This window comes from Leptospira sanjuanensis (genome assembly GCF_022267375.1).
GTDB lineage: Bacteria > Spirochaetota > Leptospiria > Leptospirales > Leptospiraceae > Leptospira > Leptospira sanjuanensis.
The window spans coordinates 41,745-63,676 of the sequence record NZ_JAIZBH010000002.1 but is presented as its reverse complement, the minus strand read 5'-3'; the positions used below and the strand labels follow the sequence as shown (position 1 = coordinate 63,676).

Below are 21,932 nucleotides of genomic sequence, written 5' to 3'. Positions count from 1 at the left end.
TGATTCGAAAAAATAAGCAGATTGAAACCGATAAAAATAAGGATCAAGGCTTGTTTCTTGTGGAAAGGCCTCTTTCTTTTATAATAATAAATTGAACCCAATACAATATACTGGATCGCACTCGCAAAATAAATATCGAACGACATATATAACCTCTTGGATCGTTTTTCGATTGGTTCGATTTTAGTTGAATCTCGGATTGCGCACTATCGAGTTTATAAACTCGATAGTGATTTTACGAAATTATTCGCGCTCAATTCGTTTTATATCTAACTAAAAATGGAGGAGGGTGAAATTCATTTAAAATGTGGCAAAACCGTATAGAAGGAGTTATCTTATGGCGATCGGAAAGTTATATTTTAAAACGCGAAACTTGCAAAGCACATGGTTATCGTTTTGCGGATACATTCCGGATGAGTACTTGTGTCGATCTATAAGCACATGAGCATATACTCGCATTTACGATATTTCTATCGCTTCTTTACCGTGAACGAATTGTAAAGATAGATTGCCACGATTGGAATCAAGTCGGCATATAACCGAAGAAGGAGATCGAAAAAAATTCGTTCCCTTTGGATCCGGCGATTACGACTGAATGCAATTGAATTCTTGCGATGAGTAAGTGATTTTAAAACGGTTCTTTTAATTTTCTTTTCTTAAATCTTCGCCATGTCGAATCAAACGCCGCGATTTCTCAACGTCTTCTTCTGACTCAGTGCCCCGGAAAGTAAAGTCCGATCAATTGATGCTTGAACTTTTCAACGAACGAAATATAAACTGCCTATGAGAAAAATTATTTTTGCAATCAATATGACGACCGACGGAAATTGCAGCCATACGGGTATGATCGCCGACGAAAGGTTGCATGAATATTTTGCGGATTTTTTGCGCACTACGAGCCTCATCCTCTATGGCCGAATCACGTATCAGCTTATGGTTCCTTATTGGCCCGACATCGCCAAGAGCCAATCTGAATCGCAAGCAACCAACGATTTTGCGCGAGTTTTTGATTCGCTCGAAAAAGTTGTATTCTCAACCACATTGACCGAAGCGCCCGGGACAAACACGAGAATCGTTCGCACAAATCTTGCGGAAGAAGCGCTTGCGTTAAAGCGACAATCCGGAAAAGACATTGCCGTCGGCAGTTTAAGCATAGCCTCCCAGCTTACGGAACATCGTTTGATCGATGAGTATCGTTTTGTGGTTCATCCGGTTGTTGCCGGAAAGGGACCGCGCTTGTTTAACGCCGTGCATCTTCCGGAGGTTTTGAGGCTTGAATTTCTGGGTTCGGAAACGTTTCAATCCGGCGCCGTGGCTCTTCATTACAGAAAGCAAATGTGAAACAAATCGGGTTTCGATCGGACTCGTGACGTTTTTTTATCCTGTAAAAAGATTCTAATTTTGATCGTTGCGCCGTACCGGCCAAAAACAAAGGCAAAATCGAAATGTATTTTGTCAATGGGCTTCTGGCCGACCTAAGAAGAAAAGGAGAAGAACGGATTCCGAACGAAGTGTTTCGAAAACGATACGAACAGCTTCGTGCGCAAGTGCGAATCAAAATCCCGACTAATTCTTTATAGTTTACCTTCTTTTTGCAAAAAGAAACCGCAAAAGGATTGACATTATTTTATTATATAGCAGGTTATTTATATAACAATTTAGCTATGCAAACTCTCGATTCTACTTTTGCCGCACTCGCTGATTCTACTCGCCGTGCGATACTGATGCGCCTTGCAAAAGGCGAATTAACGGTCATGGAACTCGCAAAACCCTTCAAAATGAGCCAGCCAGCCATTTCACGGCATCTCAAAGTTTTGCAGGAAGCGGGCCTAATCTCGACCACGATCCGCGCACAGGAGCGACCGCGACGACTTGAAACCGCGCCGCTCAAGAAAGCCACGGATTGGATCGAAAAGTATCGCCGGATGTGGGAGGGACGTTATCAGGTGCTCGATGGGTTACTCGAAGAATTGCAGACGATGCAATCAAAAGGAGATCAATGAAAATGAAAACGGATCAAAAAGAAGTCAAGATAGAATTGCGGGGAGAAACCGAAGTCGTACTCACGCGCTATTTCGCCGCACCGCGAAAATTGGTATTCGATTGTTTTACCAAACCCGAACTGATGCGTCGTTGGCTGACCGGTCCCGAAGGTTGGACGATTGAGACTATAGAAAACGATCTTCGGGTCGGCGGTAAATATCTGTATGTCTTTGCGGATTCCAAAGGAACCAAAATGGGTATTTATGGAAAATTTTTAGAAGTGATCGCGCCAGAGAAAGTGGCGAACGATGAAAATTATGCTACGGACATGTCCTCGTTTAATCCGGATGGTCCGGAAAATCCGGATGCTACCGTGGAGTCGCGTACCTTTACGACCGAAGGAGATCTCACGCTTTTGACGCACGTATGGAAATACGCTTCCGCCGAAGTGCGTGAGATGGAACTTGGTGCGGCCGAAGGTTGGATACCGCTTTGCGAATCGCTCGATCGATTATTGACGGAGCTTGCAGGATAAATCTGCAGTAGGTTATCCGTGCCGTATAAAAGTATCACCGAACGGCACGGAGTAGTCTATAACCGCTATCGCTTTTGATTCGGATCTCGTAGAATTTTTTCCATCGCCTTTCCTTTAGCCAATTCATCCACTAACTTATCCAGATAACGGATTTTCTGCATCAGTTTATCTTCGATTTCTTCTACACGAAGACCGCAAACGACTCCTTTGATGAGAGAAACGTGATCGTTGATATGAGGAGCTTGATCGAAGAATTCTTCGAAACTGACTTCATTCTTAAGTTGTTTTTGAAAACCTTTCGAATCGTATCCCGTGAGCCAAAAAATAATCGTATCAACTTCCTCTTTGGTTCGTCCTTTTCGTTCCGCTTTTTGAATATACATAGGGTAGACGCTTGCGAAAGGCATAGTAAAGATTCTGTGTTTTTCCATTCGATTCAGCCCCTTATTTAAGTTCTTCTGCAGTCGCGGTGATAAGGCTTTTGGAGAGTTGCGTGAAGAAGAAGGAATAGGTCATTTGTTTTCAATTTTCTTTCTCATTGTTCTGAGTGCCGTTCCTTTATCAATCGATTGGTCGGGTATTTTTCGAATATTTTACTTGACATGCAGGTATTTAACTGCATATTGTTTTCTAACAAGCACAACGAATGGACGCCGATCTTGTTTTCAAAGCGTTAGGAGACCCGACACGCAGAAAGTTATTGGACCTTCTTTATGAGAAGAACGGCCAGACCCTAAGTCAGCTTTGCGAGCACTTGGATATGACACGACAATCGGCAACGCAGCATATCGGGCTCCTTGAAACAGCCAACCTGATCAGCATAGTTTGGCGGGGTCGCGAGAAGCTGCATTTCATCAATCCGGTCCCTCTGCACGAGATATACGAGCGGTGGGTGAGGAAATTTGAACATCGGCGACTGAGTCTGTTGCATGATCTGAAGAAGGAACTTGAAGGAGAGAACCATGAGTAAAGAGAAAACGAGTTTTGTTTACGTGACCTATATCCGCTCGACACCGGAGAAAGTCTTCGAGGCGATCACAAAGCCCGAGGTCGCGAGGCTCTATTGGGGTCACGAGAATATCTCCGACTGGAAACCTGAATCCACATGGGAACATGTGCGTGCGAACGAACAACGAACGGTGAACATCGTCGGAAAGGTGGTCGAGGTTATGCCGCCGAGTCGCCTCGTAATCACTTGGGCGAGCCCTTCCCAAGCGGCAGATCCGGAAAGTTATAGTCGAGTGACTTTCAATGTCGAGGAATACGAGGATATGGTGCGCCTAACGGTCACTCATGACGAACTAGAAGCGGGAAGCGGAATGGCAAAGGGAATCCAACAAGGTTGGCCGATTGTGCTTTCCAGTCTGAAGTCATTGCTGGAAACGGGGCAGGGTATCGATGTCTTTGCTAAACCGAAGTCGACTTCGAGTGCGGATCTTTCATGAATGCGTCTTACGCGGGCGGATGTGCATGCGGTGCAATCCGTTACACCATTTCCGATGAACCCATATTTATGAACGATTGTCAATGCCGGGATTGTCAACGGATGAGCGGTACCGGTCATGGATCTTATCTGACGTTTCCAACTCGAACGGCCGTAAACCTGAACGGCAAAGCGACCCATTTTGATAGGGTCGGAGATAGCGGCGGCATTAAGACTTCCGCGTTCTGTCCAAAATGCGGCTCGCCCGTGTACATGACCTTCGCTGCAATGCCTGAACTTTTTACGGTGCACGCCGCGAGTTTGGACGAACCTCATCGATACAAACCGCAAGCGGTGACCTACACAGTGCGCGGTCACGCTTGGGATCAAATGGATCCGTCTATTCCGAAATTCGAAAAAATGCCCCCGGCATAAAGGATCGTCGCATGTTAAGAAATTGTCTGCTCTTGATCTCGATTCAAATGTTCTTCGTATTTTGTTTGAGCGCTCTGCCGAAAGAAATGCCTGCCGAGTTTTATTTGGAATTTCATCGCGGCGGAGGAATGCGGCCGGACAATACCGAATTTTATTTTTCGAAAGATCTTTCTTACGTTAAGGAAAGAAGGGATCGAAAAGAGGAGATTCTTTGTTTTAAGACCGATCCCGTATTGTTTCGGAATTTATACGAAACGTTAGTGAAAAATCGTTTTGATCGAATCGAAACAAGAAAGGAAACGATCTATGATCGTGGCGGAGAAAGTGTACAAGTGGGAATCGACCGGGAAACGTATAACAAATCGGATGCGGGAATGACTCTGATCCGATCGTATTGGAAATCGAATTGGAAGAATGTTCTCGACGAGATTAAAAAAACAAAACGTTTATCCGTGGACGGTTCGCCGAAGATCCGCTTTTCGCTGACGTGGAAAGATTTTCAGGAACCTTTGTCCTTGAATATCGGCTCCGAAAAACGAACTCTTTTTTATTCCTATCACGTGCAACCTTCCCGTTTCGATGAGATCGGGTTTTACTTTTTACCCGGAAAATACAAACTGCGTTTGGAATTTCACGAAGATAAGGCGAAATTCTACGATTATGAGATTGAATTCGAAATAAATCGCGATTCTAAGGATGTTTCCTTTCGCTGCAGTCCGGAGGGCTGTGTCCGATATTGAAGGCTCCTTCGCAAATTGGTAAATTAAAAATTATGAATATATCATCCGTAAAATATTCGAAAATAGTCGACATGTTTTCCGTTCGAAAACTCGACATCTTTCGCGTCCGATTCTTTCCAAAGGATCGAACGCGGAAGAACTTGTTTAGTTGCGTAACTCTTTCAGAAGTTCGGCGCTTCCGGTAATCGCAAGTGCGGAAGCAAGACCTCCCATCATCGCTCCCGCAACTCCGGGAGAAGCCGCGTCGGCGCCTGTAAGATACAAACCTTCTATCGGAGTTCGAACGTTGAACCAAGGGCATTCTTCCTTTTTGTATCTTTCGGGAACGCAGGCCAAGCCGTAGATCGCTCCGTCCGGATGCGAAGTGAAATGTTCGTTGGTGATCGGAGTCGAAAGTTCCGCGTATTCCACGATTTTTGTGATTCCCGGAAAACGAGCTTCCAAGGTTGTCAGAATTCTTTCCGTGATTTTCTCTTTGAGTAGTTTGTATTCCTCTCCTCTTCGTTTCCAAGGCTCCGATTTCCAGGGAGAAAAATGTTCGTAATCCGTGAACGTGATCACATCCATCGTATGACTTTTCGCCTCCGGGTTTTTCAAACTTGGAAACGAAAGGTAAAGATTGGGAATTTCTCCATCCGCACCGATCCAATCGTTTCTTTCCGAAAAGTTTTGGTCGTGATCGCTTGAGGAAAAGATCCAATAATTCTCTCCCTTAAAACCGAACTTTGCCGGACTTTCCGACAAGCCGAGATAAAGACAGACGCTCGTAGTCATCTTTTCTTTATTATAAAATTCTTTTAGACCTTTTCGAAACGGAATCGGATAATTCTCCGGAATCAACTTCGTATAAGTCGGATAAGCGCCCGCACAGGAAACGACGATCGGTGCGAAGAAATCCTTTTCCGATTCCTCTCCTCGAAGAGCCTTGGCCCTGACTCCGACGGTCTTTCCTTCTTTGATTAGAATTTCTTTAACTTCAACGGATGAAAGAACCGCGCCTCCGAATTCCTCCAGAATCGGTTCTACCGCGTCGAAAATTTTTCCGGCGCCGCCGATCGGGTAATAGCCGCCGTAAAGGTAATGTTGTACAAGAGTTGCGTGCATTGCAAAAGCGACTTTCGACGGAGGCAATCCGTAATCCCCCCATTGGGCTGCGAGAATTCCTTTGAGTTCCTGGCTTTTAAAGTTCACATCCAAGTAATCTTTGAGAGTGAAGATTTTCGATTCTCCCAAAAGTCCGGCCACGGAATCCAAAGGGGGAGGAGCAAGTCGCATCATGATCGATTTCCCGAACAGATTCGAAGTCTTCTTGATATCTTTGAAATATCGATCGACGGCTGCCGCTTCTTCTGGAAATTTATTTACTAGGTCCGATTTGAATTTCTCCGGATCGCCATAGATGTCGAAAGACACCGTAGGGAAGATCAACTTTTCAAACGGTTCCGGCATTCTCTTCCATTGGACTTTTTTTCGGGTAATCTTATCCGAGATTTTTCTGCAAAGGCCGTCGTCCTGCATGTCTCCAACGTAATGGATTCCTACATCCCAATGATACTTGACTTGTTTCCTTTGGAACTCGTGCGTAAAACCTCCGGGTTGAAAGTGTTTTTCCAGTATAAGAATCTTTTTACCGTAAGATTGAGCCAGAAGGCTGGCCGCGCAAAGACTTCCCATTCCGGAACCTATAAATATTATATCGAACTCGTTTCCTATTTGATCGATATTCATTGACAAAATCCTCCCGGATCGATTTAATGTGAACAGTTATCACATTTGTATATCCGATAATAGCGATAGATGTAATAATCGTCAACATGAAAAACTCCTCCGATAAAATTTCGTATCATCACGGCGACTTAAAAAAAGCCTTATTAGAGGCTTCACTCCGCATTCTGAAAGAAGAAGGTTATAAGGCGTTGAGTCTTAGAAAAGCCGCCGCCTACGCGGGAGTCAGTCAATCCGCGCCTTATCGACACTATGAGGATTTAGAATCCTTATATGCGGACATAGCGGAAGAGGGCTTTCGGTTGCTCGCCGAGCGTCAAAGAAAATTGCAGATCAAATATAGGAAAAAACCTCTTCTGCTATTTCGCGAATCGGGTGTTTGTTACGTGGAATTCGCTCTGGAATTTCCGGATCTTTTCCGTATCATGTACGGAAATCAGATCGAGAGCCATTCTAAATACAAATCCTTGGTTAGAACGGAAGATGAATCCTTTCAAATCATCGTCGAAATCATCCGCGATTGTCAGCGGGCGGGAGTCATTCGAACCGAGGATGCCGTAAGTTCGGCGACTTCCGCTTGGACCATGGTGCACGGCATTGCTGTCCTCTTAGCGGGAAAACAAGTTATGTTTCGGTCCGTAGATCTGAAAGAAGCAAGAAGAATCACGAAGGAATTGATTCATTATCTTTATACCGGAATGAAATCGGATGAAACTTCGACAAAACGTTCGCATTCATTTTTATGAAACGAATTCTTTTGCATCGTTTTAGACGATTCGTAGGACTTTATGCGGAGAGTTTTCGCTTTTGAAAATCGATTATAACGGTAAAGACGTAAACCAAGTAACATCGATTTGGCGGTTCTTCATTTACGGGACATAGTCCGTTCGATTCAATCTCGAGTTTCGACGTTCGGAGAATAATTTTTAAAGTATTGGACGAACTCGCTCTTTCGGTATAAATTCGAATCAACTTTTTCAAAGGAGAAAATAATGGATCAACAAATCAGAGACGGATTAAACGCAGGATTTGGTGTTCTACAAATCGGAAGGGAACAAATTGAAAATCTGAAACAGACCTTAAATAAGAACTTCCAGAATTTGGTAGCAAAAGGCGCCGCCGATAACTCCGAATCCGTAATGAGATTGCGTGAGTTCGTAGATACGATATTCAAAAGATATTCGGGATTAGCGAACCAGGCAGAAAAGGGATACGAGGACGTTCGCAACAAATTCTCGGAAGTGGTGGATCAATTTACTTCTTCAAAACCGAAAAAAAGTCCTCAACCACCGATCAAGAAAACGGCAGCTTAAACGAATTGGACGAATGTCTCTATTCCCAATGACGAACTTTGGAAATCACGGCGCTCTTACGTTTGGTATCGAATCTTGAAACTGAACTTCGAATTCCTGCGTTTGTGATTTCTTTTGTCTTTCAAAGTTTGCGGATGTAGCGGGGTAGAAGTATAAAAATTTCCCGGATACGAACGGAGAGAGTTATATTCCAAATAAATACGCCTTTGTTCCTTTATTTAAAAGGTTCATTCTTGTTATTGTATACAACTTAGAATATTCTGAATCTCTAATATTAGTCTTGACACATTGGAGAGAGTCTGTATTTTGTATCGCCAAAAGGGATCTACAATGGATGACACGATCATAACGAGTATTGTTGCCGGAATCGGCGTCGCTTTGGCGCTGGGTATCGTCGCGCGTCGCGGAAAAAAATTAGAACCGAGTATTCTTAAAGAACTTCAAGACGCGGGAGGAGTTTTGACCTTACCCGAGCTTGTCAAACGGATCGGTCTTAAAGATTCATTCATGAATCGCGGTAAAGTCATTCAAGCGATTGCGCCGATGGTATCCAGAGGAGAAGTCGTTGAGATTGATGACCCGAATGCAACGGTCAAAAACAGATTAGAGCTTAAACAATTTCGACTTAAATAAGAACGGCGTTGTTCGTTTGGGGCCAACGTCGAAAAAGTCGAGTCTTCGATTCATCGACGTATCAGTTTTCCTTTAAGATACGTTTTGCTGATTCAATGCGTAATCCGCGGATATCGTATGGAATATTTCAGAATCTGATTCTACTTCGTCTTGACGAGCCAATCGTAGATGATTTGTTCAATGTCCGTTTGATAATAAGGTTTGGGTAGAAAGTGTGATTCTCGTTGTGAAGCTGACGTATTCCCATAAGAATGCAGAATAATCCAAAATACAGATACTCTTTGGAACCTCGTCTGAAAAAGAATAGAATAATATGATATAGCCCCATGAGACAGATGGATGCGAAGCCGGCTGTTTCGAGCATCGCATACATTCGGTTAGAATTTCGAATCTCTTCCCACTCGCCGAAATATATCGGTTGCCAGATGCCGTGATTTTCGTGATTAAAATTCGAGACCCAAAGAACGATCGTAACTTCCTTTTCAAGATTCCCTAAAAAGGCTCGATCCGGTTTCAATTGAGGGGTCATCGTTTCATAACTACTTCCGACCTGTCCGACTTGAGCCACGATATCCGATTTCATATACATCTTAAAGGCGGACAAAATCTCCGTCCAGCGTAGACCATAGGAGCCGTTGTAATGGATCGGTAGTTTAATCTTCAATCGGTAAGTGGCTTTGCCGTCCGGGGGCAGATTTTTTCCGGCTATCTCATAAAATTTCCAATAGGAAGGAACAGGAAAATATCCGCTGCAATTCTCCTTCCATTCTTTTTCTTCGGCGTTCGGCGATACGAAACGATCCCAACAAAATTCCCAATCCCCATTGAGATTGATTGCACCCGAAGTCGGGTCCCAATCCGATAAATCGATGATTCCCTTTTCCGCAACATATGTTTTGCTTCCTGTGCCATTGCATGCAATGAGGCAAAGAGGTATTACGAAATGTAGCAGAATAACCTTCCACGGGTTCATAAGCATCGTTTTTTGTTCGGCGAATATTTCATTTAAGACTCTGCAATCGTTTTAATTATTCCCATAATAAGGAAAATATGAAGCGATTTTTTAAAATTCTAATGGAGAATGAAGATCGATTTTTTCATTTAACAGAGAATCGATCCTTGAAGAGTTATCGTTTCGATTAGAAGCGGTTTCAGGGTAATAAAAAATGCTCCTATAAAAATTGGTCAGATTACATTCGACAAAACCTACCGCTACAACAAGGTTTTTTCCCCGAAACCCGCCCCGATCTAAAGACCATGTCGATTTTATTCGAAAAACCGACGGCGGCTCTTGCGGAAATCGTCTAAGCTTACAAGAGACAGTTTCGCAGCGCTAAATCAGCTCGATAGATAGTTAAATACGGAAACGGCGCTTCGGTCTTAACGGAATTCTTTCGGAAGTAATTTAGTAAAGTAGAATATAGTGCAATACGGAGCGCCTTGTCATGGAAGCATTTGTGGATCAAAGTAGGAACGAATCAAGCGAAGAAGAAAACTCTAATGATAACGGAATTTACGGTCCATTGGCCCGTTTGATCGGACGATGGGAAGGGGATAAGGGACTTGATATTTCGCCGCAAAAGATCGGAAAAGGGGTCATACAATACTACGAAACGGTTTCTTACGAACCGATCGGCATTACGACGAACGCGCAATCTCAGATTTTAGCGGGTCTGTTTTACAGACAGTTGGTGACCGATAAGTCGACCAAACAGGTGATTCATGACCAAACGGGATATTGGATGTGGGAAGCGAAAACGGGGATCGTGTTTCATTCCTTTGTGATTCCGAGAGGAACGTGTGTCGTTGCGGGTGGAAGTTACGTCGAGGCGGGCGATCCGATTCATCTGGAAGTCAAGGCAAAAGAGGGGAGCGCGGATTGGGGAATTATCCAGCCGCCGTTTATGACATCCAACGCAAAAGCTTTAGAATTTAAGAATATTCTTATCATTCGAGGCGATCATCTTTTTTATTCTCAAGAATTAAAGATTCAAATCTATGACAAAATCTTTTCTCACACGGATGAGAATTCGCTGATGCGCGTTGTTGATGGCCGCTGAGCGGTAGATACGGCTTTCGATCTTGCGCGGTTTTATAGGATTCCGAATATTCTACGGAGCAAAGAATTTCTCGTTTGAATCCGTATCTACAATCTCATTACGTCCATCAGGCATTCCGCTTTTTTATTCTTAAAGGAATCGCTTTCGACCACAAAACTTAAAAAAGTTTTCAGCAAAGGGTTTTTGTTTTCCGGGGACCAAAAGACGGAAACCGGCAGATATAATCTTTTGATCGGAACGAATTGAGTTTCCGAAGGCGCGATATTCTGAGCTCCTAATACGGTAAGTGAAACTCCTTTGCCTGTCGCCACTAGGATGGGACAACTTTCTCGATCGTTTTTTACATAGATCCTCGGTTTGATACCGCTTTGTTTGAAAAGCTGAGAGATTGTATCGTAGAATTTTCCTGCCTCTTTTTTCGGATGTAAAATGATCGTTTCGTCTTTCAATTCTCGAAGTTCGATTTCTTTTCGTTTTGCGAGGGAGTGTTTTTTCGGCACCAAGACTCCGAGTCCTTCGTCGTGAACGGAATGACTTTCCAATCCTTCCTCGAAGCCGCTTCCTTCCATAAAACAAACGTCGAATTGGCCCGATCGTAACCCTTTTAAAATCCGAATTCTTGTTTCTTGATGGAGCTGAAATTTCAGTTTCGGAAACTGATTTTGAAATTCTCCGATGATTTGCGGCAGGTTCGCTAAGAAGGAAGTTGTTGAGAATCCGATGTTTAAGTTTCCGGCCTTGAGTTTGCCGATAGAACGCACTTCTCTTTCGAGATTTTCGGCCCGTGCAATGATTTCTTTTCCTTCTTTCAAAAGAAAAATTCCCGCGCCGGTCAGATGAACCTGCCGTGTCGTACGTTCGAACAGCTTCGTGGAGAGTTCCTCTTCTAAGGAAGAGATCAATCGAGTCAGGGGCGGTTGCGACATCCCCAGGATTTCCGCGCTTTTTCGGAAGTTCAATTCTTCGGCGACGACGATAAACGACTTCAGTTTTGACAGGTCCATAGAACATTGATACCTTTATGGTATCAATTAAGCAACTAAATTCGGAATAATATCAAAAAAATGGAATGTTCCCCGCATTATTCTTTACATCTGCAACGGCGTTTCGATTTTTTTAATTAGAATGTCGAAGTGGAACGCAAAAGCGTTCCTTTTCAAGGAGAAAAGTTTTATGAAGTTGGATTCCGAGGTGTTGATTATCGGCGGCGGACCTGCGGGTCTGAGCGCCGCCCTATCTTTGGGTCGTATGAGCCGAACGGCTTTGGTGTGCGACGACAATCGTCCCAGAAACGCCCCTTCCTCTCATCTGAATAATTTTCCTACGCGTGATGGAATTCATCCTGCGGAGTGGAGAAGGCTGGTGAAAAAGGATTTGGAAAAATATAAGACGATTTCTTTCTTTGAAGGTTCGGTTTTGTCCGTAGAGAAATCCGTTTCCGGTTTTACCGCAAAGTTTTCTTCGGGAGAGCGGGCTTCTTTTAAGAAAGTGGTACTCGCTTACGGAGTGGAGGACCGTCCTTTGCTTGTTCCCGGTTTTAAAGAGCTTTGGGGGAAATCCATTTTTCATTGTCCGTATTGTCATGGATTCGAAATCCGCGGCTCTCGAATCGGTCTGATCTCTAATTCTGAAATGACGTTTCACATGGTATCTTTGATAAACGACTTGGCTTCCGATCTGATCTTGCTTACGAATGGGAAGGCGGTGTTCACTGAAGAACAGAAAGAAGTTTTAAACAGAAGAAGTATTCGACTAATCGAGGATCCGATCGTAGGTTTCGTGCATGAAGGCGAACAACTCAAAGGGATTTCACTCTCAAACGGTCAAGTCGTGGAACGGCAAGTAGCCTTCTTTCAACCGCTCTTACCGTTCAAACTCAAATCGCAAATCGGAGAAGAACTCGGTTGCGAAAAAACTCAGTTCGGTTTTTACAAAGTGAACGAAAGAGGCGCAACGACCGTGGACGGGGTTTTTGCTTGCGGAGATAATGTTACGATGGGTCATTCCGTTCTATTGGCCGCCGCTTCCGGTTCGATGGCGGGCGCAGGTATCGTCGCCGAGCTTTTGGGCGAAGTTTTTTCGAGGATTTGAAGGACATTAAAATTGTTGAAATCTCTTCTTAAAACGAAGAACCTTTGATCCTATTTCGATGAACTTCCATTTTCGTAAATTTCGTTGATTTCATCTTTACGGAATTCTCCCGAGTGCGATTTTTATCGGATCAATTATGTTACTGGCAATGAAAATACTTAGGAACGCGATTCTAATTCCATTGCTTCTTTGTTTCTTCTCGTGTAATCGTTCCGCGGAAAACGATGCTCGAGATTACGACAAATTACTGATTTCTTGCATCGTAAGTCATCAAGTGTGCGCAGACTCCGGGAAATGCAGACCGGAATCGGATGCGATGTATATAGGTAAAGGAATCGTTGGATATTGTTTGAATCTGATTACCGGATATTCCTTAGAACAACAGAATCCTTCCCGCTAATCGGAGAGTCCGCTTTCAAGCTTCCAACTCGATTTCCTAATTTATAAGAAGCGGAACGAAAGATATTTTCTATTGCTTAAATAATAGGGCTTATTAAACTATAAAAAATAAGCGAATACCCGCGAGGTCCAATCGGATTTTCGGGACCCAAAATTTGAAAAAGTAGCCGAACGCTGAAAAACTTCGGAATCGACCGGTTTGGTCGAAGTTTTGCGGCTTTTTATTTTTGGGATATCCGATTCGTTTATGACATTGTTTCAGAATTTTTTTCTATTCGATACGTCCACCCCCTTTCTTCCCAGTTCCTACGATCCGGCGCTGATCGTTCTTTCCGTTCTTGTTTCGATTTTTTCTTCGTTTATCGCGCTTCAGATGGTCGGTCAAAGTGACCCCGAGTCTTCTAGTAAAGGAAGTAAGCTTCTGATTCTTTTTGCAGGTAGTCTTGCGCTCGGTTGCGGAGTTTGGGCGATGCATTTTATCGGAATGCTTTCCTTTCAACTCTGCACGACCGTTTCTTATGACAAAACTCTTACCATCGTTTCGATGATTCCGAGCTTCGTCGCTTCTATGATCGCTCTTGCGTACGTAGCGCGCCCCAAGATTCACTGGGTGGAATTGGTTTTCGGCGGCGTGTTGGTGGGTTCGGGTATAGGAGCCATGCACTATACCGGAATGGCTGCGATGAGAACCGATGTTTTACTGCGTTACGATCCCGTATTCTTCTCGCTTTCGATTTTAGTCGCGGTGATTCTCGCGATTCTTTCCCTTTGGGTCCGTTTCGGTTTATCGAATTTAAAATTAAGCCGAAACGTTTCCACTTTGATCGCGGGTTCCGTGATGGGACTTGCGATTTCCGGTATGCATTATACCGGAATGTTCGCCGCAAGATTCATAGGAACTCCGGACACTTCCTTTGCCGCAGGATCTTCCAATCCTACTTTTTTAGCGCTGGCGGTTTCGATCACTACGATCACGTTCACCGCGTTTACGTTTGCGGTAAATGCGTTCATCCGTTATAGAAAACTTGTCAACAACCTCCGCGCGAGTGAAACCCGTATGAGAGCGATCGTTACGACCGCGGTAGACGGAGTGTTTACTCTTAACAAGGAAGGCCGCATTCTTGATTTCAACAATTCCGCCGAAAAGATATTCGGTTACCAAAGCGAAGAAGTGATCGGTAAGAACATCCAGCTTCTCATTCCGGAAGCGCTCGGAAACAAAGAGGAAGACTGGATTGATAAGCGACTTCTCGGAAAATTCATCGGCACGGGTCAGGAATCCTTCGGTTTAAAAAAGGACGGAGGGCGATTTCCGATTCGTCTAGCGGTCGGTTATGCGAAACTTCCGAACGAAGACATTCTTGTTTGTTTTGTCACGGACATCAGCGAACAAAAACTGATCGAGACCGCTCTGAAACAAAGCGAACTTCAAAAACGTTCCCTCATCGAAAACATTCCCGGCGTCACGTATCGTTGTTTGCTGAACGATAAATGGACCATCGTGTTTTTGAGCGAAGCGGTGGAAACGTTAACCGGTTATCCGGTCAGCGATTTTACGGAACCGAATCCGAAACGATACTTCGTCGACTTGATCGTTCCGGAAGACCGGGAACGCATCGGCGCGGTCGTGCAGGAAGCGGTCCAAAAGAAAAAGGCCTTCGTCTTGGAATACCGTATCCTCGATAAAAACGGAAACGTCAAATGGTGCTGGGGCCACGGCAGCGCCATTTTCGGAGGCAACGGAGAAGTCCTTTTTTTGGACGGCGTTATTTTGGACATCACCGAACGAAGAAACATGGAGGAAGAATTACGAAGATCCATGGAAAAAGCGGAACTCGCCGCGCTTACTAAAACCTCCTTTCTCGCGAACATGAGTCATGAGATCAGAACTCCTATGAATTCGATCATCGGCTTTACGGAAGTTCTTCTTTCGGGAGAATTGAAGAAGGATCAAGTCAGTCATCTTGAAATCATCAAAGGTTCGGCTAGATCCTTGTTGCGTTTGTTAAACGACATTCTCAACACCGCCAAGCTCGAAAAAGGAGCGGTGGAGCTGGAAAACAACACGTTCTCCCTTTTTAAATTGATAAGCGAATTGAAGTCCATCTTCGGCTTAAACGCGCGCAAGAAGAATCTCGAGTTCGAAGTGATCCGCGATCCGAATCTGAACGAATTTTTCATCGGCGATTCCTTAAGAATCCGCCAGATTCTCACCAATCTGATCGGAAACGCGATCAAGTTCACCGATCGAGGCAAGGTCGTTTTCCGAATCGATTCAGAGGATTCTTATATACATTTTTCCGTAAAGGATACCGGAATCGGAATCCGGGCCGACAGATTGGATAAGATCTTCGATCCGTTTACGCAAGCGGACATTTCGACCACGAGACGTTACGGCGGGACCGGCTTGGGAACGACGATCTGTAAACAGTTAACGGATCTGATGAAGGGCGAAATCTGGGTGGAAAGCGAATTCGGAAAAGGAAGCGTATTTCACGTTAGGCTTCCTTTGGTTCCCAATACGAGGATCGATTCGCATAAGGAAAAGCCGTTCGATTATCGATACCCGAAACTCAAGATTCTCGTCGTGGACGATATGGAAAAGAACACGGAACTACTCAAACTTCTTCTGACGAACGAAGGTCACGCCGTTTCGGTAGTTTATAGAGGGGAGGACGCGGTCCGCAAATACTCGGAAGAAACGTTCGACGTGATCTTTATGGACGTTCAAATGCCGGGTATCGACGGTTTGGAAACCGCAAGAATCATCCGCTTTCATGAAACGCAGGAGAAGGTAAAAAGAACTCCGATCATCGCTTTGACCGCGAGCGTATTTCAAGAGGATCGGGAAGCGGCGAAAGAGGCGGGAATGGACGGTTTCGTCGCCAAGCCGATCGATCTTCCCGAATTGTTAAGCGAACTCGCTTCCGTTCTTCGGTTGGACGGGGTTTCCGGTTCCAGGAAGGAAACGAAAATTCCCGCGTTGATCGCGCCCAGCGAATCCGATAAGGAACGAATCAGAATTTTGTTCCCGGAAATTCTAAACGCGTTTCAAAGAGGAACGATCGAAGAATCGCATATCAACGAATTGTTGACCTTGATCGCCGGAAAAGTGGAGGAGGAGCGGATCGAAAAATTCCTTTCCAACGTCAATCAGTTCGAATTCGAAGAGGCGCGGTCGAGATTATTTGAATTTTCATCTTTTTTGAATATTCCGGGAATTGAAAGTTAAATGAGCATAGTTACGAATTCACAGGCCAAAATTCTGATCATAGACGACGAAGCCGCGAATCTTCAGGTGTTGAAACAGATTCTGAGCGCGGATTATCGTTTGTACTTCGCGAAGGACGGTTACAAAGGAATCGAACTCGCCAAATCCGAAAAGCCGAACATCATTCTTCTGGATGTGATGATGCCCGGCATGACCGGTCATGAAACGTGTAGAATTCTCAGAGCCGAACCTTCCACTTCGAGAATTCCCATCATCTTCGTGACCGCGATGGCGGACGAAGAAGACGAAGCGGACGGATTCGATTCGGGCGCGGTGGATTATATCACGAAACCGATCAGCCCTGCGATCGTAAAGGCAAGGGTGAAAACGCATCTTTCGTTGGTTCGAACCGAGGAACTTCGGGAAACGCGTCTGCAAATCATTCAAAGACTCGGACTTGCCGCCGAATACAAGGACAATGAAACGGGTCTTCACGTAATCCGTATGAGTCATTATTCCCGTATCATCGCGTTGGCCGCGGGCTTTTCTCCCGATTGCGCGGAGGACTTGCTTCACGCTTCTCCGATGCACGACATCGGGAAGATCGGAATTCCGGATAATATATTACAAAAACAAGGAAAGCTCGATCCCGAAGAATGGGAAGTGATGAAAAAACATCCCACCATCGGAGCGGAAATCATCGGCGATCACGATTCCAGATTGTTGCAATTAGCGAAGACGATCGCATTGAATCATCATGAAAAATGGGACGGCTCCGGATACCCGGGCGGATTGAAAGAGGAAGCGATTCCGATCGAGGCTCGTATCGTCGCGTTAGCCGATGTTTTCGATGCGCTCACGACGCAAAGGCCGTATAAGAAAGCTTGGGAAATTTCGGAAGCGATCGATTACATTCAAAAAGAATCCGGCAAACACTTTGATCCGAGTTTGATTCCGATCTTTTTGGAAGTGATGCCGAAACTTCTCGAAGTAAGAGAACGCTGGGCGGAAGGATCGTAACTTTCTTTCAACGATTCTGAATCGTTTCCATCAGCTTTCTCGTGTCGAAATAAACTTCGTTGCGGGTGATCTTTTCGTTTTCCACTTCCACGATGTCCATTCCGTATTCGATCACTTCCGTATCCCGAACGGGAATCACCGCTTTCCATTTTAAAACGAATCCTTTCTCGTTCGGAATGATTTCGTCGTGCGTCCAAACCCAGTTCGGATTATTCCGAAGTAAAATCCTAAAGTAGGAAAGAAGTTTTCCGCGGCCTCGCAAGCCTTTCTTTGCGGTCGGATCGGAATAAAACGCGTCGTCCGCATAAAAGGTGAGAAGATGTTCCGGCCGATTACCGGTCCAAGCGGACAACCAGCGAACACAGAAATTCTTTGCTGCTTCCAAATTCATACGTTAATTCCCTCAAGAAACAAAAACGATCCGAATTCAACGGAACGTTCTTAGCGATTCTTATTTGGAAAGAATGACAAATGTCTTTTTTTGGAAAAGCAATTCTTCGTTTTCTTCAGAGTTCGTTCACGTCGACCAACAGAAAATTCGGCGAAACCTGTTTCAATTTTCGTTTGGAATATGACCCTTTGTCCGCCACGGCTTTCTTTTTCCAAATCAAACCGTCCGCGGTGTTCGGACCGTTCATTACCTTTTCGTAATAATGATCCGCCGTCTTTTTCTTTCCGATCGCGGACTGGGTGCGAGCGAGCCAAAGATGAGCCTGGTTTTTTCGGAAGGAACCGGATTCGTACGCGGCAGATTCCTCTAAAAGCCGGATCGCTTCGTTCCATTCTCCCGTTTCCAACTTGAGGATCGCTTGCAAAAAGGAAAGGGCCGGATCTTTGAGTGAGAGCCTCTTTGCCTGCTCCAGTTGATCGAATATCTCGGGGATTCCGCCTAACTGCGGATTGTCGTTGATCAACATCGCTTCTTTATAATGTTCGACGGCCGTGGGCTTTTCCGATTGAATCGACTTTTTCTTTGCGATCGACGTACGTTTGCCGCTCGGATCGACGATTGAATAGCCGGGCCCGTCCTCCCAGACGATCGGAATTTCGAGATACGGTCCTTCTCCCGTGGGGGCGGCTCCGACGGAGATATAAAGTTTCTGCGCTTCCGGGCTCATCACCACCGATTTAACGGACGTGATCTGACGGATCGTGGAACCCATGACTCGAAATTCTCCGCTACTCGGATCAACCGTGTCGTTTAACAAATTCTGCAGATCCTTTACGCTCGTTCCTTTGGAACGGCTTTGGGCGAGAATCTGATGCGCTCGTTTGTATCTTCCGAACGTGTGATTGTAAAAAACCGGAGAAGCCAAGATCTCTCCGCTTTGCAGACGCGGACTCAAATAGTGATTGGTGTTTACGAAGGATTCCGAACCCGCTTGGGAATACGTAACGTCCATATCGCCGAAGTTGGTTTCGATGACCGCCGCCTTTGAAACTTTGTCCCGGAAACTCGTAACGATCGCTCCCCACGTGGAGTTGATTTTGTGTTTTCTCGCGATCTCGACCGCCTCATCGATGTTATGCGATTCGGAAATGATCTTATGCCCGAAGTCGATCACTCCCAAACCTTTGGATCCGATCTTTTTGTGAAAGCGGGTGTGAAACGAAAGAGTCAATCCCGCTTCGTTGAACGCCGTGATTCCGGGAGCGTCCGCTCCTCTGCAAGTGACGTATCCGTATCGAAGGCCGTTTACCGGAGTGCAAAAAACCACCACGGGTCTTAAATCCCATACGTCGACTCCCGGAAAGTCGAAGTTCCGGGCGTGATATAACATTCCGTCCTTGCTGTGACTTCCCCAGACCGCCGCGCTCGTGCAGGCGGGCACCAATTGCGAATTACCGAATCCGCCGAAGTGGGCGAGTTCGGGCAACATCTGAATCGCGCCTAAAAGTCCCACCGAGTTTTGAAACGCATCCATCGTGAACAGATCCTTCTCGATCTTGGCGGTTTTACCCGCGGCTTGCAACGCGGCGATTGTCCGTTTAGAAAATTCTTCCGGCCTGCGTTTTCTCATTTGATTCTGCGCGAACTTGAGATACATGGATAGGAATCCTTTTGCGGGGAAATTGCGTTTGTCGCGTGGAAGGCTACCTAAGAGTAAGTTGCGCGCCATAACCGGATAAAAATCGAAGATCGGTTCGAACTCTCCGATGTTCTTCATGATTTCACCGAACTGACGTCCCATTTCTTCCTGGGTTCCTATGAGATGTACGACTGCGAGAGGATGTGTTTTGCGTTTCATGTCCGAAACTATAAACCATCGGGGAAGAAGGATCGACCTTCCCGATCGGTTGGGCCGTGCGATCCTATCGGATAGGTCGTTAAACCGCGAATCGTCCGGGAAGAATTTGAAAAACGAAACGGAATCAAAAAGATGGAATATCTGAATTCGAGTCTGACATTCTTTATTTACTTCGGAGCGGCGAACGCCTTCTTCTATTCGATTTTGGAATCGGTCAAAAAAACTCCGATCAATCCGACTTTGATCCTCATCCAATGTCTTACCGGAAGCATTTTGCTTCGTTATGCCTGGTATTTCGAACCTTCCCTGCTTGCGGTTCCGTATTTATTCTGTTTTTTATTTACGGGAATCACGCTCGTAGGTCCGCTCGTATATGTTTACGTAAAATCCCATCTCCATAAAATTTCCGAAGGAAGGATTTCCTTTCGGGAAATCGGAGTCAGATACTGGTTTCATTTTATACCCGCGGTCGTATTCGCGATTTTCGAAATCGCCTATTTTTTGCAGGAACCGGACGTTTTGAAAGAAGGGGTTTCGAACAGCTTCCGCAGATTTCAATGGGACCCGATTCATCTCGCGACTTTTCTTGCGTGCATTCAAGTTTCCTTATATTCCATTCTTTGCCTGCGTGTTTATCTGCGGATCAGCCGGAAATACGAGATCTATGAATTGAAACTCGTGTGGATCATTCTTCTATTGCCCGTATCGGCGAACGTCCTCATCGGCTCCGCTTTCTTTTTGAAAAACGAAATTCTGTTTAAAACGGGCGCTTCCTGCATCGTTTCGGTCGTTCTTTTGATGTTCGTTTTGCGGGAAAATCACCCCGCGTTTTTCAACGAGATGACCGTGGCGATCCAAAGCTCCAAGTATCAAAACACCGTTTTGTTAAGCGAAGAAATTCTGCAAGCCGATCGGAAGCTCAAGGAGATGATGGAAAGCCGCGCCTTTTATCGGGACGGAGAATTGAGACTGATCGATCTCGCCGCCGGTCTGGGTTTGAGTCTGCATCAAACTTCCCGTTATCTCAACGAAGTTCAGAGAATGAGTTTTTACGAACTCGTCAATCATTATCGCGTTCAGGAAGCGTGTCGGCTTCTGATTGAAGAACCGCAAAAGGCCGTGCTGGATATCGGATTCGAAGTGGGATTCAATTCCAAATCGGCGTTCAATTCTCAATTCCTAAAAGCCACGGGTCTGTCGCCCGCCCTCTACCGAAAAAACAGGCTTTCTTCGCTGTAAATTTAAGATTCGATTCTAATTCGACTCCGCAAAAAAGAATTCAGGAATCCGATCGGAAATATTTCGTTTGCCTTTTCACAATCCGAGAACATTGTTTGGAGTTCGATTTCAAAACCTGACTTTATCTATGGGAGAATTTATGAAAAGAATCGAGATGTTGTTCTTTGCGGTTTGTATCGCCGCGTTCTTGGCCGATTGCGGAAAAAAACAAACGGATCCGCACAAAGGCGCGATCACATTCGTTAAGGGCGATGTGAGCGTTCAAAGAGGGGATCAAAAACGCAAGGCCTCCGTTTCGCAAGTGCTCGAAGTCGGAGATACGATCGTTACAGGTCCTCAATCGGTCGCTACGCTCGTATTTGGGGAGAATTCTTACGTGATCGAAATCGAATCGGATTCCGAGTTTCAAGTCAAGGCGGACGCCGACGAGAAGTCGTTTCTTCAAAACAAAGGAAGCTCTTGGATTCTTGCGAACAAACTTCTCAAAACCGATCGGATGAGCCTGCACACGCCGACCACAACGGCGGGCGTACGGGGAACTAAATTTTATACTTCGATCTACGAGGATATGACGTTTACTTGTCATTGCGAAGGTCAAATCGAATTGGAAAATATGCAGAGTCATTCCAAAAAGATCAACGATTCCGATTACCTGGCGGTAACCAAAGGAAACAAAACGATTTACATCACGCCCGCCGATTTACAAAAATCGAATGTACCGTACAGCCATGAGCACAGCGATTTGGAAAATTCGCAATTGGGCGCTCAGAGCAAAATGACGCCGGAACAATTCCGAACGGTTTTGGAATTGGTTAAGAAAAAATTCGCAACCCCTTAATCGGATCGCAAATTCCGCAAGCAACGAGCGTTGACTTG

The 21,932-nt window shown here is 45.2% G+C and carries 22 protein-coding genes; 16 read left to right on the top strand and 6 right to left on the bottom strand.

The window, feature by feature from the left end; translation table 11 throughout:
• The first annotated feature begins 783 nt into the window (after positions 1-783).
• The 3 genes from LFX17_RS18270 to LFX17_RS18260 all read left to right on the top strand — a co-directional run bounded on the left by LFX17_RS18270 (position 784) and on the right by LFX17_RS18260 (position 2,518).
• Positions 784-1,341, top strand: coding sequence for a dihydrofolate reductase family protein (locus tag LFX17_RS18270; RefSeq protein WP_238747939.1), 558 nt, complete (start codon positions 784-786; stop codon positions 1,339-1,341).
• A 323-nt stretch (positions 1,342-1,664) separates the two neighbouring features.
• A complete protein-coding gene (locus LFX17_RS18265) occupies positions 1,665-2,003 on the top strand; it encodes an ArsR/SmtB family transcription factor (protein WP_238748753.1) in 339 nt (112 codons plus the stop codon).
• Positions 2,004-2,005: 2 nt separating this feature from the next.
• A complete protein-coding gene (locus LFX17_RS18260) occupies positions 2,006-2,518 on the top strand; it encodes an SRPBCC domain-containing protein (protein WP_238732049.1) in 513 nt (170 codons plus the stop codon).
• A 65-nt stretch (positions 2,519-2,583) separates the two neighbouring features.
• Here the strand turns inward: LFX17_RS18260 and LFX17_RS18255 are convergent, their stop codons facing one another.
• On the bottom strand, positions 2,584-2,949 hold the full coding sequence (locus LFX17_RS18255) for a DUF2200 domain-containing protein (RefSeq protein WP_238747937.1): 366 nt from the start codon (positions 2,947-2,949) through the stop codon (positions 2,584-2,586).
• A gap of 215 nt (positions 2,950-3,164) precedes the next feature.
• Here LFX17_RS18255 and LFX17_RS18250 point away from each other — a divergent pair, with 215 nt between their 5' ends.
• Genes LFX17_RS18250 through LFX17_RS18235 form a run of 4 tightly spaced genes read left to right on the top strand, consistent with a single transcriptional unit; the run spans position 3,165 to position 5,116 of the window.
• The gene (locus LFX17_RS18250; protein ID WP_238732047.1) at positions 3,165-3,488 is read left to right on the top strand and encodes an ArsR/SmtB family transcription factor; all 324 of its coding nucleotides are present in this window, start codon (positions 3,165-3,167) and stop codon (positions 3,486-3,488) included.
• Positions 3,481-3,963 carry an SRPBCC family protein gene (locus LFX17_RS18245; protein WP_238732046.1) on the top strand — a complete coding sequence of 161 codons (483 nt, stop codon included), beginning with the start codon at positions 3,481-3,483 and terminating at the stop codon, positions 3,961-3,963. Before LFX17_RS18250 ends, LFX17_RS18245 begins: the two co-directional genes overlap by 8 nt.
• A complete protein-coding gene (locus LFX17_RS18240) occupies positions 3,960-4,376 on the top strand; it encodes a GFA family protein (RefSeq protein ID WP_319937455.1) in 417 nt (138 codons plus the stop codon). The genes LFX17_RS18245 and LFX17_RS18240 overlap by 4 nt, the downstream gene beginning before the upstream one ends.
• Before the next feature lie 11 nt (positions 4,377-4,387).
• On the top strand, positions 4,388-5,116 hold the full coding sequence (locus LFX17_RS18235; RefSeq protein WP_238747935.1) for a hypothetical protein: 729 nt from the start codon (positions 4,388-4,390) through the stop codon (positions 5,114-5,116).
• Positions 5,117-5,260: 144 nt separating this feature from the next.
• Here the strand turns inward: LFX17_RS18235 and LFX17_RS18230 are convergent, their stop codons facing one another.
• Positions 5,261-6,844 (bottom strand): phytoene desaturase family protein, encoded by a 1,584-nt coding sequence (locus tag LFX17_RS18230; RefSeq protein WP_238747933.1) that lies wholly within the window; start codon positions 6,842-6,844, stop codon positions 5,261-5,263.
• An 86-nt stretch (positions 6,845-6,930) separates the two neighbouring features.
• Here LFX17_RS18230 and LFX17_RS18225 point away from each other — a divergent pair, with 86 nt between their 5' ends.
• From LFX17_RS18225 to LFX17_RS18215, 3 genes are all read left to right on the top strand, one after another.
• Complete coding sequence (locus LFX17_RS18225; RefSeq protein WP_238747931.1) at positions 6,931-7,587, top strand: TetR/AcrR family transcriptional regulator; 657 nt, start codon at positions 6,931-6,933, stop codon at positions 7,585-7,587.
• Between the two features lie 246 nt (positions 7,588-7,833).
• Positions 7,834-8,154 (top strand): phasin-related domain-containing protein, encoded by a 321-nt coding sequence (locus LFX17_RS18220; protein WP_238732041.1) that lies wholly within the window; start codon positions 7,834-7,836, stop codon positions 8,152-8,154.
• A gap of 330 nt (positions 8,155-8,484) precedes the next feature.
• Entirely contained in the window at positions 8,485-8,787 is a 303-nt protein-coding gene (locus tag LFX17_RS18215; RefSeq protein WP_238732040.1) for a hypothetical protein, read from the top strand.
• 127 nt (positions 8,788-8,914) lie between these two features.
• On the opposite strand, the gene LFX17_RS20890 is transcribed toward LFX17_RS18215, so the two are convergent.
• Entirely contained in the window at positions 8,915-9,760 is an 846-nt protein-coding gene (locus LFX17_RS20890) for a 7TM diverse intracellular signaling domain-containing protein (protein WP_406600716.1), read from the bottom strand.
• A 472-nt stretch (positions 9,761-10,232) separates the two neighbouring features.
• On the opposite strand from LFX17_RS20890, the gene LFX17_RS18205 reads away from it, so the two are divergent.
• The gene (locus LFX17_RS18205) at positions 10,233-10,847 is read left to right on the top strand and encodes a heme-binding beta-barrel domain-containing protein (protein ID WP_238747929.1); all 615 of its coding nucleotides are present in this window, start codon (positions 10,233-10,235) and stop codon (positions 10,845-10,847) included.
• An 86-nt stretch (positions 10,848-10,933) separates the two neighbouring features.
• Here the strand turns inward: LFX17_RS18205 and LFX17_RS18200 are convergent, their stop codons facing one another.
• A complete protein-coding gene (locus LFX17_RS18200) occupies positions 10,934-11,851 on the bottom strand; it encodes a LysR family transcriptional regulator (protein ID WP_238747927.1) in 918 nt (305 codons plus the stop codon).
• Positions 11,852-12,020: 169 nt separating this feature from the next.
• Between LFX17_RS18200 and LFX17_RS18195 the strand changes: the two genes are divergently transcribed.
• From LFX17_RS18195 to LFX17_RS18185, 3 genes are all read left to right on the top strand, one after another.
• Positions 12,021-12,938 carry an NAD(P)/FAD-dependent oxidoreductase gene (locus LFX17_RS18195; protein WP_238747925.1) on the top strand — a complete coding sequence of 306 codons (918 nt, stop codon included), beginning with the start codon at positions 12,021-12,023 and terminating at the stop codon, positions 12,936-12,938.
• 646 nt (positions 12,939-13,584) lie between these two features.
• Positions 13,585-16,569, top strand: coding sequence for an MHYT domain-containing protein (locus tag LFX17_RS18190; protein ID WP_238747923.1), 2,985 nt, complete (start codon positions 13,585-13,587; stop codon positions 16,567-16,569).
• Positions 16,570-17,568: a response regulator gene (locus LFX17_RS18185; RefSeq protein ID WP_238732035.1), complete on the top strand. Its 999-nt coding sequence runs from the start codon at positions 16,570-16,572 to the stop codon at positions 17,566-17,568.
• 7 nt (positions 17,569-17,575) lie between these two features.
• On the opposite strand, the gene LFX17_RS18180 is transcribed toward LFX17_RS18185, so the two are convergent.
• Both LFX17_RS18180 and LFX17_RS18175 read right to left on the bottom strand, forming a co-directional pair.
• Positions 17,576-17,959, bottom strand: a complete 384-nt coding sequence (locus LFX17_RS18180; RefSeq protein ID WP_238732034.1) for a nuclear transport factor 2 family protein — start codon at positions 17,957-17,959, stop codon at positions 17,576-17,578.
• A gap of 115 nt (positions 17,960-18,074) precedes the next feature.
• Positions 18,075-19,817 (bottom strand): C45 family peptidase, encoded by a 1,743-nt coding sequence (locus tag LFX17_RS18175; RefSeq protein ID WP_238747921.1) that lies wholly within the window; start codon positions 19,815-19,817, stop codon positions 18,075-18,077.
• Positions 19,818-19,949: 132 nt separating this feature from the next.
• On the opposite strand from LFX17_RS18175, the gene LFX17_RS18170 reads away from it, so the two are divergent.
• The gene (locus tag LFX17_RS18170; RefSeq protein WP_238747918.1) at positions 19,950-21,056 is read left to right on the top strand and encodes an AraC family transcriptional regulator; all 1,107 of its coding nucleotides are present in this window, start codon (positions 19,950-19,952) and stop codon (positions 21,054-21,056) included.
• 127 nt (positions 21,057-21,183) lie between these two features.
• Positions 21,184-21,894: a FecR family protein gene (locus LFX17_RS18165; RefSeq protein ID WP_406600723.1), complete on the top strand. Its 711-nt coding sequence runs from the start codon at positions 21,184-21,186 to the stop codon at positions 21,892-21,894.
• Positions 21,895-21,932: the final 38 nt, after the last annotated feature.

What these genes read in the sequence shown, in the direction of transcription:
- LFX17_RS18270 (WP_238747939.1), top strand. Translation starts at nt 784, where the DNA reads ATGAGAAAAATTATTTTTGCAATCAATATGACGACCGACGGAAATTGC.
- LFX17_RS18265 (WP_238748753.1), top strand. Translation starts at nt 1,665, where the DNA reads ATGCAAACTCTCGATTCTACTTTTGCCGCACTCGCTGATTCTACTCGC.
- LFX17_RS18260 (WP_238732049.1), top strand. Translation starts at nt 2,006, where the DNA reads ATGAAAACGGATCAAAAAGAAGTCAAGATAGAATTGCGGGGAGAAACC.
- LFX17_RS18255 (WP_238747937.1), bottom strand. Translation starts at nt 2,949, where the DNA reads ATGGAAAAACACAGAATCTTTACTATGCCTTTCGCAAGCGTCTACCCT.
- LFX17_RS18250 (WP_238732047.1), top strand. Translation starts at nt 3,165, where the DNA reads ATGGACGCCGATCTTGTTTTCAAAGCGTTAGGAGACCCGACACGCAGA.
- LFX17_RS18245 (WP_238732046.1), top strand. Translation starts at nt 3,481, where the DNA reads ATGAGTAAAGAGAAAACGAGTTTTGTTTACGTGACCTATATCCGCTCG.
- LFX17_RS18240 (WP_319937455.1), top strand. Translation starts at nt 3,960, where the DNA reads ATGAATGCGTCTTACGCGGGCGGATGTGCATGCGGTGCAATCCGTTAC.
- LFX17_RS18235 (WP_238747935.1), top strand. Translation starts at nt 4,388, where the DNA reads ATGTTAAGAAATTGTCTGCTCTTGATCTCGATTCAAATGTTCTTCGTA.
- LFX17_RS18230 (WP_238747933.1), bottom strand. Translation starts at nt 6,844, where the DNA reads ATGAATATCGATCAAATAGGAAACGAGTTCGATATAATATTTATAGGT.
- LFX17_RS18225 (WP_238747931.1), top strand. Translation starts at nt 6,931, where the DNA reads ATGAAAAACTCCTCCGATAAAATTTCGTATCATCACGGCGACTTAAAA.
- LFX17_RS18220 (WP_238732041.1), top strand. Translation starts at nt 7,834, where the DNA reads ATGGATCAACAAATCAGAGACGGATTAAACGCAGGATTTGGTGTTCTA.
- LFX17_RS18215 (WP_238732040.1), top strand. Translation starts at nt 8,485, where the DNA reads ATGGATGACACGATCATAACGAGTATTGTTGCCGGAATCGGCGTCGCT.
- LFX17_RS20890 (WP_406600716.1), bottom strand. Translation starts at nt 9,760, where the DNA reads ATGAACCCGTGGAAGGTTATTCTGCTACATTTCGTAATACCTCTTTGC.
- LFX17_RS18205 (WP_238747929.1), top strand. Translation starts at nt 10,233, where the DNA reads ATGGAAGCATTTGTGGATCAAAGTAGGAACGAATCAAGCGAAGAAGAA.
- LFX17_RS18200 (WP_238747927.1), bottom strand. Translation starts at nt 11,851, where the DNA reads ATGGACCTGTCAAAACTGAAGTCGTTTATCGTCGTCGCCGAAGAATTG.
- LFX17_RS18195 (WP_238747925.1), top strand. Translation starts at nt 12,021, where the DNA reads ATGAAGTTGGATTCCGAGGTGTTGATTATCGGCGGCGGACCTGCGGGT.
- LFX17_RS18190 (WP_238747923.1), top strand. Translation starts at nt 13,585, where the DNA reads ATGACATTGTTTCAGAATTTTTTTCTATTCGATACGTCCACCCCCTTT.
- LFX17_RS18185 (WP_238732035.1), top strand. Translation starts at nt 16,570, where the DNA reads ATGAGCATAGTTACGAATTCACAGGCCAAAATTCTGATCATAGACGAC.
- LFX17_RS18180 (WP_238732034.1), bottom strand. Translation starts at nt 17,959, where the DNA reads ATGAATTTGGAAGCAGCAAAGAATTTCTGTGTTCGCTGGTTGTCCGCT.
- LFX17_RS18175 (WP_238747921.1), bottom strand. Translation starts at nt 19,817, where the DNA reads ATGAAACGCAAAACACATCCTCTCGCAGTCGTACATCTCATAGGAACC.
- LFX17_RS18170 (WP_238747918.1), top strand. Translation starts at nt 19,950, where the DNA reads ATGGAATATCTGAATTCGAGTCTGACATTCTTTATTTACTTCGGAGCG.
- LFX17_RS18165 (WP_406600723.1), top strand. Translation starts at nt 21,184, where the DNA reads ATGGGAGAATTTATGAAAAGAATCGAGATGTTGTTCTTTGCGGTTTGT.